At 43.9% G+C, this 11,985-nt stretch carries 11 protein-coding genes; 5 read left to right on the plus strand and 6 right to left on the minus strand.

What is annotated here, in order from left to right; genetic code table 11:
• Positions 1-52: 52 nt before the first annotated feature.
• Positions 53-1,162: a prephenate dehydratase gene (gene pheA / locus FTT73_RS02670; protein WP_005170229.1), complete on the minus strand. Its 1,110-nt coding sequence runs from the start codon at positions 1,160-1,162 to the stop codon at positions 53-55.
• Positions 1,163-1,650: 488 nt separating this feature from the next.
• On the opposite strand from pheA, the gene FTT73_RS02675 reads away from it, so the two are divergent.
• Positions 1,651-2,169 carry a DJ-1/PfpI family protein gene (locus FTT73_RS02675; protein ID WP_100355680.1) on the plus strand — a complete coding sequence of 173 codons (519 nt, stop codon included), beginning with the start codon at positions 1,651-1,653 and terminating at the stop codon, positions 2,167-2,169.
• 84 nt (positions 2,170-2,253) lie between these two features.
• On the opposite strand, the gene FTT73_RS02680 is transcribed toward FTT73_RS02675, so the two are convergent.
• A complete protein-coding gene (locus tag FTT73_RS02680) occupies positions 2,254-3,396 on the minus strand; it encodes an acyl-CoA dehydrogenase family protein (RefSeq protein WP_005097463.1) in 1,143 nt (380 codons plus the stop codon).
• A gap of 152 nt (positions 3,397-3,548) precedes the next feature.
• Positions 3,549-4,892 carry a dicarboxylate/amino acid:cation symporter gene (locus tag FTT73_RS02685; protein WP_005097464.1) on the minus strand — a complete coding sequence of 448 codons (1,344 nt, stop codon included), beginning with the start codon at positions 4,890-4,892 and terminating at the stop codon, positions 3,549-3,551.
• Between the two features lie 407 nt (positions 4,893-5,299).
• Between FTT73_RS02685 and FTT73_RS02690 the strand changes: the two genes are divergently transcribed.
• Positions 5,300-6,301 carry a glycosyl transferase family protein gene (locus FTT73_RS02690; RefSeq protein ID WP_100534803.1) on the plus strand — a complete coding sequence of 334 codons (1,002 nt, stop codon included), beginning with the start codon at positions 5,300-5,302 and terminating at the stop codon, positions 6,299-6,301.
• 82 nt (positions 6,302-6,383) lie between these two features.
• On the opposite strand, the gene FTT73_RS02695 is transcribed toward FTT73_RS02690, so the two are convergent.
• A complete protein-coding gene (locus FTT73_RS02695) occupies positions 6,384-6,656 on the minus strand; it encodes a YeaC family protein (protein WP_100534804.1) in 273 nt (90 codons plus the stop codon).
• 3 nt (positions 6,657-6,659) lie between these two features.
• Positions 6,660-7,598: an NAD(+) kinase gene (locus FTT73_RS02700; protein WP_005097467.1), complete on the minus strand. Its 939-nt coding sequence runs from the start codon at positions 7,596-7,598 to the stop codon at positions 6,660-6,662.
• A 192-nt stretch (positions 7,599-7,790) separates the two neighbouring features.
• On the opposite strand from FTT73_RS02700, the gene mrcB reads away from it, so the two are divergent.
• Together mrcB and FTT73_RS02710 are read left to right on the plus strand one after the other, a co-directional pair.
• A complete protein-coding gene (gene mrcB, locus FTT73_RS02705) occupies positions 7,791-10,181 on the plus strand; it encodes a penicillin-binding protein 1B (protein WP_180190970.1) in 2,391 nt (796 codons plus the stop codon).
• Positions 10,182-10,195: 14 nt separating this feature from the next.
• Positions 10,196-10,738, plus strand: coding sequence for a hypothetical protein (locus tag FTT73_RS02710; protein WP_005170216.1), 543 nt, complete (start codon positions 10,196-10,198; stop codon positions 10,736-10,738).
• Between the two features lie 37 nt (positions 10,739-10,775).
• On the opposite strand, the gene FTT73_RS02715 is transcribed toward FTT73_RS02710, so the two are convergent.
• Positions 10,776-11,675: an NUDIX domain-containing protein gene (locus FTT73_RS02715; RefSeq protein ID WP_180049250.1), complete on the minus strand. Its 900-nt coding sequence runs from the start codon at positions 11,673-11,675 to the stop codon at positions 10,776-10,778.
• Positions 11,676-11,814: 139 nt separating this feature from the next.
• Here FTT73_RS02715 and hemP point away from each other — a divergent pair, with 139 nt between their 5' ends.
• Positions 11,815-11,985, plus strand: coding sequence for a hemin uptake protein HemP (gene hemP / locus FTT73_RS02720; RefSeq protein ID WP_005170213.1), 171 nt, complete (start codon positions 11,815-11,817; stop codon positions 11,983-11,985).

Genomic DNA, 11,985 nt, shown 5'->3' on the forward strand with positions numbered 1-11,985 from the left:
TTTAGGTATAAAACAGTGGTCAGCACCCTCGCCCTGACCACGGATAGCTGACTTAAAGTACAGCTGCAGGATATGAACCGAGCACGCGAACTTCTTTAACTAAAGGACGAATTTCTGCAATTGCAGCTTTGACATGTTCCTGCTCAATATGACCTTCAAGATCAATGAAGAACACATAAGCCCATTTTTCCGGAAGTGCTGGACGCGTTTCAATACTGGTCAAGCTGATATTGTGCTTGGCAAATGGCGCCAGAATTTCCAGCAATGCACCAGCACGGTCATGTGCAGAAATCAGTAATGAGGTTTTATCATTGCCACTTTGAGGCACTTTTTCACGGCCAATCACCAAGAAACGTGTGGTATTTTCCGGATTGTCCTCAATATTGCCATGCATAATTTCAAGATTATAAATACTTGATGCAATTTCAGAAGCAATCGCAGCAGAATGCCATTCATTTTGAATACGGCGCGCAGCCTCAGCATTAGAATTTAAAGCCACACGTTCTACACCCGGATAATGCGCGTCTAGCCATTTACGACATTGCGCCAAAGTCTGCTGATGTGCATAAATCTGTTTAATACTGTCTTTACGGGTATTTTCAGAAATCAGAAATTGATGATGAATCGGCAATTCAACTTCGCCAATCACATTCAGGTTCGAAGTTTTAAAACAGTCCAGGGTATGATTGACTACACCTTCAGAGGAATTTTCCACCGGCACCAAACCATAATGGGCACTGCCCGCCTCGACTTCACGGAAGACTTCATCAATTGTCGGTAAAGGTCGAACCACCGCATCATGACCAAAGTGCTTGAGTACCGCAGAATGGGTATAGGTTCCGACTGGCCCTAGAAACGCAATACTTTGCGGAGCTTCAAGCGCAAGACAAGCGGACATGATTTCACGGAACAGACGTGCCATGGTGGTGTCGGACAATGGCCCTTCATTACGCTCCATGACATTGCGCAACACCTGTGCTTCACGTTCTGGGCGGTAAAACAGCGGACTTTCTTCTGAAGCAAACTTTGCTTTTGCAACTGCTTCAGCCAAACGTGCCCGGCGGTTAATCAATTGCTGGATTTGCTGATCAACAGAATCGATATCCTCACGAATTTTTGCCAAATCAAGAGAAGTCGTGGTGTTTTGATCGTCGTTGATCATTGTTATGTCGCCCTTCATAAACCTTATCTGTTCAGTATAACAATAGTGAGCTTTAAAATGTTACGCAATATGACATTGCTAGATTAAGTCTTAAAAACAGACAGTTGGTTTTAACCACTCATCGCTTTTAGTCATATCTGGTAACATTTAGTTCAGCATTTTGGCTTGATTTACATTATCAAATTGTAAACTTAGCCTGTCCATCTTAACTGATTTTAATGAATATGAAATATCACTATTTCTTAATCTATATAGCGGTTTTAAGCATAAGAAAATTAAAATAATAGCTTTGTACTTGTCTTTTTTGACCTATTAAAATCTGAGATATCTTTCACAATAAAATGCACGCTCCTCACGCTCATTTCTCTTATTTAATATTGATTTTCCTAGATTTTTTACATGAAATTACTACTCTGTTACAAAGCAGAGACGTTTTTTCAACCTTTAACAGCTAGTCTAATTTAAATCATGAGTTGGGGGGATCAATCATGCCAAAAAGAATAGCAGTACTTATAACAAATAATTTTGAAGACCAAGAATATCTGGAGCCAGTGGCTGCCTTGCTGGCTGCCCATCATAGCGTCTGCAATATCGAACTTAACGCCGGCAAAGTGGTCTATGGGCTGCATGGCTGTTCTGCCGTGACCATCGACCGTGGCATCGAACAAATCAGTATTGATGACTTTGATGCCTTGCTGATTCCAGGGGGCGAATCTGCGGTTTCTCTCTCTAACGATGTTCGGGTGCTACAGTTCATCCATGCCTTCAATCAGGCCAAAAAAGCTATTTTCAGTTTATGTGATGCATCCTTATTACTGTGTGAAGCAGATGTGCTGAAAAATCGGATTATTACCAGTATCCGGGCGCATGCGAGTCGCGTACAGCATGCGGGTGGAACCTATTATGATGTAGAACTGGTAAATGATAATAACCAGTTGATCTCATCGCGCCTGCCCAACGATCTGCCTATTTTTATTCATGAATGTTTGAATGTCTTAAAATCATAAAATTTAAAACAGAGTCACGGCTCTTTGCTATAGCTTGCCTGTAAAAAAAAGAGTCCTTAACAGGACTCTTTTTTCATTAATAAATTAACGTCCTAACAGACCACGCGCTACAATTTCTTTCATGATTTCATTGGTACCGCCATAAATCCGTTGAATACGGGCATCGACAAAGAAGCGTGAAATTGGATATTCAGTCATGTAGCCATAACCACCAAAGAGCTGAAGCAGATTGTCAGCAATCTTCATCTGCATATCGGTAGAAAAACTTTTCAATGCCGCTGCAGTTTCGACATCCAGTTTCCCTTGCATATAAAGCTCAAGATTCTGGTTATAAAAAGCTGCGGTCGCCAATTCATCAATTTTCGCTTGTGCCAAAACAAAACGAGTATTCTGGAATTGACCGATGGCCTGACCAAAAGCCTGACGCTCTTTCACATATTGCGTGGTCACATCAATAGAACCACGAATTGCACCCAAGGCTGTTGCTGCGATGGCGGTACGCTCACGCGGTAATTCCTGCATCAAATAAGTAAAACCCTGCCCCGGTTGACCGAGTAACTGGTCTTTCGGCACCTTGACATTGTCAAAGAACAGTTCCGAAGTATCTTGCGCATGCAGGCCAATTTTGTCCAGATTAGTGCCTTTTTTAAAGCCTTCCAGATGCGTGTCGGCCAGTAACAAAGAAACGCCTTTGGCACGCGCTTGCGGATCGGTTTTGACTGCCAGTACCACCAGGTCGGCATGCTGACCATTGGAAATAAAGGTTTTTGAGCCATTTAATACATAGTAATCATCCTGCAAGATGGCACTGGTACGCATGGCTTGCAAGTCTGAGCCGGCACCTGGCTCGGTCATACCAATCGCACCGACCACTTCACCGCTCACCATTTTCGGCAACCAGTGTTTCTTCTGCTCTTCAGTTCCAATGTGCAAGATATAGGGTGCAGCAATATCCGAATGACAGGACAATCCTGTAGAAATGGCACTGTATCCGGCACGTGCAGACTCTTCAATCAGCATCAATGAATAATCGGTTGGCACCCCATAGCCGCCATATTCCTCCGGAACATCGACACACAAGAAACCATTTTCACCAAGTGCATTCCAGACTGAACGTGGCATCAGGCCTTCGTGCTCCCATTGTTGATAATACGGTGCGACATGTTCATTCATAAAGCGTTTAAAATTGTCGCGGAATAATTCTAGATCGGCATCGTAGGCAAGCATTCGGTTGTCCTTATACTGTTTATCGTTTTATTTCCTGTTTTACAGACTATCTACTTTCAGCTTTACTGTCATGTACTGGCATCTATCTTTTACTAACTTTGCAGTCAATAAAAAAGGAAGCCGAAGCTTCCTTTTTCTTTCAAACATTAGAATTAATGGGCGTTATTGCCTTCTTGCGCCATTTTTTCATCAATTTCTGATGGATTTGCCAATGCATAGTTCAGCTTGTCCATATCGAGCTGGCCTACCCATTTTGCAACAACCAAAGTCGCCAAAGAGTTACCCACCAGATTGGTCAAGGCACGCGCTTCAGACATGAAACGGTCAATACCGAGAATCAAGGCCAGACCTGCAACAGGAATATTACCCACAGCAGCCAAGGTTGCTGCCATCACAATAAAGCCAGAACCCGTGACACCTGCCGCACCTTTAGATGAAATCAACAGTACCAGAAGAAGGGTAATCTGATGAGACAAATCAAGTTGTGTATTGGTCGCCTGCGCAATAAAGATCGCAGCCATGGTCAAATAGATTGAAGTTCCATCTAGGTTAAATGAATAACCGGTTGGAATCACCAGACCTACCACTGATTTTTCAGCACCAGCAAGTTCCAGTTTTTTCAACATACGTGGCAATACTGATTCTGAAGAAGAAGTACCCAGTACAATCAGCAGTTCTTCACGGATCAGGCGAATCATCTTCATGATACTGAAACCCGCAAAACGCGCAATTGAACCCAGTACGATGAAAATAAACAGTACGCAGGTGATATAGAAACAAATGATCAACTGTGCCAGCTGAGCAAGCGAACCAATACCATATTTACCAATGGTAAAGGCCATCGCACCAAATGCACCGATTGGCGCCAGTTTCATTATCATGTTCACAATATTGAAGAATACATGTGAAATCTGGTCGATGAGTTTCAGGACTGGCTTGCCTTGATCACCCAGCTTATGCAGCGCGAAACCAAAAATGATCGCGAACAACAGAACCTGTAGAATTTCGCCTTCCGCAAATGCGCCTACCACCGTATTTGGAATGATATTCATCAGGAAGTCGATCGTCGACTGTGACTCACCTGTAGCGACATATTTGCTGATGCCCGTGGTATCCAGTGATGCAGGATCAACGTTCATGCCTACACCTGGCTTGACGATGTTAATCACCACCAGACCGATGACTAACGCAATCGTGGAGACGATTTCGAAGTAAAGTAAAGCAACACCACCAGTTTTACCCACTGATTTCATGCTTTCCATACCCGCAATACCGCTGACCACGGTACAGAAAATCACCGGTGCGATGATCATTTTGATCAGGCGGATAAATGCATCACCCAGCGGTTTAAGCTGTTCACCCAAGCCAGGAACATACTGTTCTACACCATTGATAATTTGCGTACCACTCGGCGAGAAATGCCCGACCAGAATACCTGCAATAATAGCCACAATCACCTGAAAATACAGTGACTTATAAATCGGTTTTTTCGCCATAATAAATCTACTTGAACGATATCTGAAAATAAAAAGACCATTTTGAGAAATGCACTGATCTGTTCATCTGCTCTGAAGATGAACTGGATCAAATCTCAATAGGCTCAAGAGAATGTTCAAAATGAAAATCAGCCACGCATTCAATCTGACGCGCAGCATCAGACCAAAGTATTAAATGGGAGAAAGAGATTAAGAAAACTTAAACAAACTCTAAAAATTGTCTGAATTTTACTGAAAAATCCCATTAAATGTGCATAAAGTCTTATGCAATTGCCTGCTTTTTGCTCGCATTGAATTAGACATTAGTCGATAATCAGATTTAAATGCCTGTTTTCCGTATACTGAAAGCTTTGTTAATTTTAGACCCTCCTCATTGATCCCAATATTTGCTGCAAGCTGTATAAGTTATGAATACCAAAAGAAATATTTATAGAGATTTCGAACATCCCTTTGCCCAATATGTACGCATCGTGGGTAAGGGGAAAAATGGCGCCCGCTCCCTCAGCTATGATGAAGCCTATCAAGCCTTCGGCATGATTTTGAAGAATGAAGTGCTCGATGTGCAGCTCGGTGCTTTCTTGATGTTATTGCGGGTCAAGGAAGAATCAGTCGATGAATTGGCCGGTTTTGTTCAGGCGACACGTGACCAGCTTAATTTCAAAACACTGGATGTTGATCTGGACTGGTCTTCCTATGCGGGCAAGCGCAAGCATTATCCATGGTTTATTCTGGCGGCACTGACGCTGGCCAAGCATGGCTATAATATTGTGATGCATGGTGCCTCGGGTCATACCATGAACCGGGTTTACACCGAACAGGTGCTCACTTACTTAGGCTATCCAATCTGTCAGAATGATGCCGAGGTGGAACAGCAACTGCAGCAACAGCATTTTGCTTATATCCCGCTCGACGTGATTTCTCCAATTCTGGCGGACCTGATTGCGCTGCGAAATGTCATGGGTCTACGCTCCCCGATTCATACCCTGGCGCGTCTGATCAATCCCTTTAATGCCAAAGCGACCCTGCAAGCAATTTTCCATCCAGCGTATCGTGGTTCGCACCAGCAAGCCGCTTTTCGTTTAGGCTATAAAAATAGCGCTGTGATTAAAGGTGAAGGTGGCGAATTTGAACGTAATCCGGATGCCAAAACCTTAATTTGTGGCATTAAAGATGGCGAGCTGTATGAGCATGAACTGCCAAAACTGACGGATAACCGCAGTCCAATTGAAGAAGAACTGGATCTCGCGCGATTTAAAGCCGTCTGGGAGGGTCAGCAAAGTCATGAGTATGGTGAAATTGCAGTAATAGAAACCATGGGGATTGCACTTTACACTATGGGCGTGTATGACAGCTTTGAGGCTGCGATGCAAAAAGCTAAAACATTATGGGCAAATCGCCACACGGTTTAATCTTTTGAGCACAAAAAAAGCATTGTTCAGGCACTGAACAATGCTTTTTTTAAATGCCAAACGACTGACACGACGTCAGTGCTTAAACAAAACGGATTGGCTTGAATTCAGGTTCATTTTTGTGATGATCATCATCACATTCCTCACCTTCTTCTTTCGTGCCGCGATCGATATATCCGCTGCGTTCAGTTTCAGGCAGGTTTTTCATTTCCCAGGCATAGACTGCCTGCATACAAGTCTGGCGTTGTTCCTGAGTTAGGGCTACACCATTTGGCCACTTTCCAATTTCAATTGCTGTTCTTAGGCGTTCAACAATCTCAGGATTGAGTACGGCAAGCATTTGTTCAATATTCATGATTTAATCCTGCTTAAAATAATCAAAGTCCTGATTCCACCCCAGTTTGGTTCGACAGGCATTATAAAAGTCATAGCCCGGTGGATGCAGAAGATTCAGTTTAAAGGGATGCTTGCGAATATGGACGCTATCGCCAACATTCAAAGACACACTGTGTTGTCCATCCGCACTGACCATCGGCAGTACGCGATTTTCACGAATCAGTAATTTAATTTCGCTGTGTCCACCGACCACAATCGGGCGTGAAGACAAGGTATGCGGATGCATCGGCACCAGCGCAATCGCATCCATACTCGGATGGACAATTGGCCCGCCCCCAGAAAGTGCATAAGCCGTAGAGCCGGTCGGCGTCGATACAATCAGGCCATCACTGTGCTGACGATAGACATACTGTCCGTCAATATTCAGTTCAAAATCGATCATATGCACCGATTTTCCTGAATGCAGTACCACATCGTTCAGTGCAATCGCATCGTAAATCACTTCGCCTTTGGAGCGAATTTCGACTTCGAGTAAAAAACGTCGCTCAGTCTGAAAATCACCTTTTAACACCTGATCCAACTTAAAGATGACTTCGGTTGGCTTAATGTCGGTTAAGAATCCCAGACGCCCCCGGTTAACGCCGATCACAGGAGTATTGTACTTGACCAGTGCGCGTGCTGCATGCAAAAGCGAACCATCCCCTCCTACCACAATGACCAGATCAACGACTTCACCAAGTAAAGCACGACTGACAGTTTGGGTATTGTTATATGGAACGAGTTCAGCTGTCGCTGCATCAAAAACAGGATGTAGGCCTAAATTCAGAAGATGATCATGAATAAGACATAAGGTTTCAACCACCGATGATTTATCAGGACGTCCTATTAACCCGATATTTCGAAAGGTTTTATGGGAAATTTGCACCAGTGTCGTCGCTCCGCTACGGATCTTGCATATCATAGCATTAAGCTATACCTGGATGATAATTTATAACAGGATGCTAGCTCGTCGCAAATTATTTGAAATATATTTGAATTAAGGAGAAATTGTGGGCTTTGATTTTAATTTTAAGCGCATTTATTGATTAAATATTGCAAAATGATTAAAAGCTTCGCATGATTAGCACAATTTCACAGGATCTTATAAGTATTTATGAAATCTGAACGTGGCATGGGGTTTTTTGCCTTAATTTTCTCGATTTTAGTCATTTCCATCTTTGTCGTATTTAGTATTTACCTGATTAAATTAGATAATATTGTACGCGAAAAATTTGAAGGTCAACGCTGGGATATTCCGGCGAAAGTTTTCGCACGTCCAATGGAAGTGTACGTCAATGCCCCAGTCAGTCAGCAGGATTTCCAACAAGAATTAAAATTACTCGGTTATAAAAACTCGGATAGTTATGCCAAGTCGGGCAATTTTGTCACTACGGGAAATACTTTATATGTACATACCCGTGGCTTTGATTTTGGTGATCGGGTTGAACCGGAACAAGTTCTGAAAGTGAGTTTTAATGCTAACCAAGTGACTGAGGTCAGCGCCACCAAGCCATCTTCTAGCGGTATTGCCCGACTGGAACCCTTATTGATTGGTGGAATTTATCCACAGCATAACGAAGACCGGGTACTGATCAAACTGAATAAAGTGCCTAAACCCTTGATCGAAGCGCTCATCGCAACTGAAGACCGTAAATTCTATGAACACCATGGCGTATCTCCACGCGGTATTGCACGTGCTGTTGTCAGTAATATTACCGGTGGCAAACGTCAGGGTGGCTCGACTTTAACCCAGCAACTGGTGAAAAATTTCTATTTAACGCCTGAGCGTACCTTAAAGCGTAAAGTCAATGAAGCCTTTATGGCCATGCTGGTTGAATTACATTATGACAAGAATGAAATTCTGGAAGCTTATCTAAATGAAGTGAATCTCGGCCAAAATGGTAACTATTCAATTAATGGTTATGGCTTGGCTTCTCAGTTTTATTTTGGTCTGCCACTGCGTGAACTGAATATTTCCCAGCAGGCTTTTTTAGTCGGTCTGGTACAAGGCCCGAGTCTATATAACCCATGGCGTAATCCTGAAAGTGCGAAAAAACGCCGTGATATCGTCCTGAATAATATGCTGGTGATGGGCTATCTAAGCCAAGAACAATATGAAAAAGAAACCGCACGTCCATTGAACGTGATTTCAAAACCAACCTTGGGCCCTGCACGTTTCCCGGACTTCCTGGATATTGTGCGTCGTCAATTACGCACTGACTATCAGGAAACTGACCTGACCAATCAGGGTCTGCGTATTTTCACCACGCTGGATCCTTTGGCTCAAACCCGAATTCAGGACAGTTTTAAGCAGACAGTCGCACGTTTAACCAAATCTAATCCGGGCCGTTTAAAAGACTTGCAGGGTGCAGTTTTGGTATCGCATCCGGAAAATGGTGAACTGGTTGCAGCAGTCGGCTCGACTCAAGACTTTACCGGTTTTAACCGTACAGTAGATGCCAAACGTCAGGTGGGTTCATTATTAAAGCCTGTGATTTACCTGAGTGCACTGGAATCAAATCGTTACCATTGGGCCAGTCCGATTGAAGACAGTGAAATTAGTGTACAAAGTGATGGTAAGACCTGGACGCCGAAAAACTACAGTGGCCGTGGACATGGTGTCGTACCGATGTCACAAGCGCTGTCACAATCCTATAACCTGTCTACTGTACGTTTAGGACAAGAATTTGGTCTGTCTACCTTTATTAATCATCTGAAAAAGTTTGGCGTGACTTCCGATATTCCATCTTATCCGTCGATTTATCTGGGCGCGGTGGATATGTCTCCAATGGAAGTCATGAATATTTATGGCAACTTCGCGACCGGCGGCTTTAAATATCCAACCAAGTCAATTCGTTCTGTGGTCGATGCCAATGGACGGATACTTGACCGATATAGTTTGAGTGTGCAACCAACCATTGATCCGGCATCAGCCTATGCCCTGAATTATGGCCTGCAACAGGTGATGTCGAGCGGTACAGGCCGCGCAGCTTATAACAGCCTGCCAAGCAGCCTGAATCTTGCAGGTAAATCAGGTACTACCAATGACAGCCGTGATTCATGGTTTGCCGGCTATTCAGGTAATTATATGACCGTGGTCTGGCTGGGTCTGGATGACAACAAAGTGACTGGTTTAACCGGTTCCTCTGGTGCACTTCCAGTCTGGGTCAATGTCATGAAACAGCTACGTCAGAAGCCGGTCAATCTGCCACAACCGAATGAAATTCAATGGCACTGGCTGGATCGTTATACCGGCTTGTTGTCTGCGCCAGGCTGTGAAGGTGCCATGTATATTCCGATTTCGCAGCATTCGCTACCGAATCAGGCCACCCCTTGCGGTCTCTCGCGCTACGTGACGGAACCAGTGACCATCGACTCAGAACCTGCACCCTCTGACGAGGAACTGGATGATATGAGTCGTTATATACAAGAAACTGAAACAGAAATAGAACGCTATCTTGAGAGCGAAACCCGTATTATCGCCAGTGGAAGTTATAGCCATTAATTGAGTCTATGTGTATGTTACAAAAAATCATCCCTGGCCTGCTCATCCTCAGTTTGGTGGGCTGCCAAAGCTTTCCTGAGCCAGAGCCAGCTGCTCCAGCCAAACCTGCAACAGAAAAGCCTAAACCACAGACCCCAGACGGCGTCGTGATTACGCCTTATGACCGTCCTGAAATCAAACGCCAGAAAATTGTAATTCCTGAGCAAAAGCCTAAAAACCAGAAATTTGATGATGGCCGTAATCTGCCTGCTTTCAAGCGTCTTATGCAGCAAACCCAGCAGGCCTATGCCAAACAGCAATTTTCTCAAGCTGAAACCGCAGCTGTACAAGCCCAACGCCTAGCACCTCAAGCGCCTGAAACTTACCTGTATTTAGGTATGATCGCTAATCGTAAAAATCAAGCTACACGTGCAGATGCATTTGCCTTGCGTGGCTTGAGTTATGCACAATCGAATGCGATGAAGAAACAGCTTTGGCAGGTCCGTTTAAAAGCAGCACAACAGCAAAAAAATACCAAAGCAATTCAAAACGCCCAGCAGGCTTTAAAAGGACTTTAGTCTCTGTCTAAATGCTTACTAATGGAAAGCAGCTTACCTAGATATTGCGTATACCGGCAATACCGTAAGCATGCTGGCTCTGTGCATAGCTCAGATCTTCTGTTTTCAGCCCGCCCAAAGCGAAAACCGGAATCTGTACCTGTGCTGCCATCTGTTTAAATTGTTCCCAGCCTAGTGGCGAAGTATCCGGGTGCGTTTGTGTTGCAAGTACAGGACTGAGCAAAGCCGCTTCACAGCCCACCTGCTCAGCCTGCTGTAATGCCGCCAGATCATGACAGGCTGCAATATAACGATAACCTCGCATCAACTGGCCGGGTTGCACAGCCATTAATTGCGATTGTTTCAAGTGAATGCTTCGAATCGTTTGCTGCTGTAATTCATTGAGCTGTGACCAGAGTTCCTGATTAATCATGAGCTTGGAAAGCTGTTCAATCGGAAGCTGTTGTAATTGTATGACCCGTTCAGGTGTGATTTCAACGCGCCAATATAGCATCTGATCTGGATCAAGTTGATGTAAAATCGCCAGATCATCTGCGATCTTAATACGTTGTGGCCATTGCAGCTTTTGCAGCATGGACTGGTTGGCTTTGGGAAAATTCAGACTGCTCAGCTGTTCACGCGCATACCAGCTCCAGGGTGGTTGAATTCCTGACAATTGTGACTCAGACACTGACGCATGAAATATATGTAGGTTGACAATGACATCTTCATATTCATGACAGATAAAATCGAATGCATGCCACTGATCCAGATCAATCCCGACCTCTTCCAGCACTTCACGTCGACAGGCTTCAACCGGTTGCTCACCCGATTCTACTTTTCCACCTGGAAATTCATATTTGTTGCCTTGATGCTGACTGGCTTCTCGCCACCCCACAAGCACTTGATTTTTATGAAATAAGATTGAAATCGCAACATGAATATTGGGTTTAGACATCATTTTACTGCACTCGAAGTTTTACAGATTGTAAGCAAATTGCTCTATTTTATAAATTACAGAATTATTCATTGACAGACCTATTTGATAATGATTATCATTTAAATCAATCCAAAACAGATACCACGGAGTCGATGGAATGAACGCACCTTTTAGCTTGTTTAGCCGTAATAACGATAGCCATCATGCACTACCCATGCTGCACTCAAATAATCTTTTCGCACTTGGGCGTGAAATTAGAATCATGCATGCTGGTGAAGAATACCGTTTACGCCTGACCCGTAATAATCGCCTGATCCTCACAAAATAA

The sequence above is a fragment of the Acinetobacter sp. YH01006 genome (assembly GCF_013420445.1).
Classification (GTDB): domain Bacteria; phylum Pseudomonadota; class Gammaproteobacteria; order Pseudomonadales; family Moraxellaceae; genus Acinetobacter; species Acinetobacter pseudolwoffii.

Excerpts from the sequence above, each read along its gene's own strand:
- FTT73_RS02690 (WP_100534803.1), top strand. The coding sequence starts at position 5,300 with ATGAATACCAAAAGAAATATTTATAGAGATTTCGAACATCCCTTTGCC.
- FTT73_RS02710 (WP_005170216.1), top strand. The coding sequence starts at position 10,196 with ATGTTACAAAAAATCATCCCTGGCCTGCTCATCCTCAGTTTGGTGGGC.
- pheA (WP_005170229.1), bottom strand. The coding sequence starts at position 1,162 with ATGATCAACGACGATCAAAACACCACGACTTCTCTTGATTTGGCAAAA.
- hemP (WP_005170213.1), top strand. The coding sequence starts at position 11,815 with ATGAACGCACCTTTTAGCTTGTTTAGCCGTAATAACGATAGCCATCAT.
- FTT73_RS02695 (WP_100534804.1), bottom strand. The coding sequence starts at position 6,656 with ATGAATATTGAACAAATGCTTGCCGTACTCAATCCTGAGATTGTTGAA.
- FTT73_RS02685 (WP_005097464.1), bottom strand. The coding sequence starts at position 4,892 with ATGGCGAAAAAACCGATTTATAAGTCACTGTATTTTCAGGTGATTGTG.
- FTT73_RS02680 (WP_005097463.1), bottom strand. The coding sequence starts at position 3,396 with ATGCTTGCCTACGATGCCGATCTAGAATTATTCCGCGACAATTTTAAA.
- FTT73_RS02700 (WP_005097467.1), bottom strand. The coding sequence starts at position 7,598 with ATGATATGCAAGATCCGTAGCGGAGCGACGACACTGGTGCAAATTTCC.
- FTT73_RS02715 (WP_180049250.1), bottom strand. The coding sequence starts at position 11,675 with ATGTCTAAACCCAATATTCATGTTGCGATTTCAATCTTATTTCATAAA.
- mrcB (WP_180190970.1), top strand. The coding sequence starts at position 7,791 with ATGAAATCTGAACGTGGCATGGGGTTTTTTGCCTTAATTTTCTCGATT.
- FTT73_RS02675 (WP_100355680.1), top strand. The coding sequence starts at position 1,651 with ATGCCAAAAAGAATAGCAGTACTTATAACAAATAATTTTGAAGACCAA.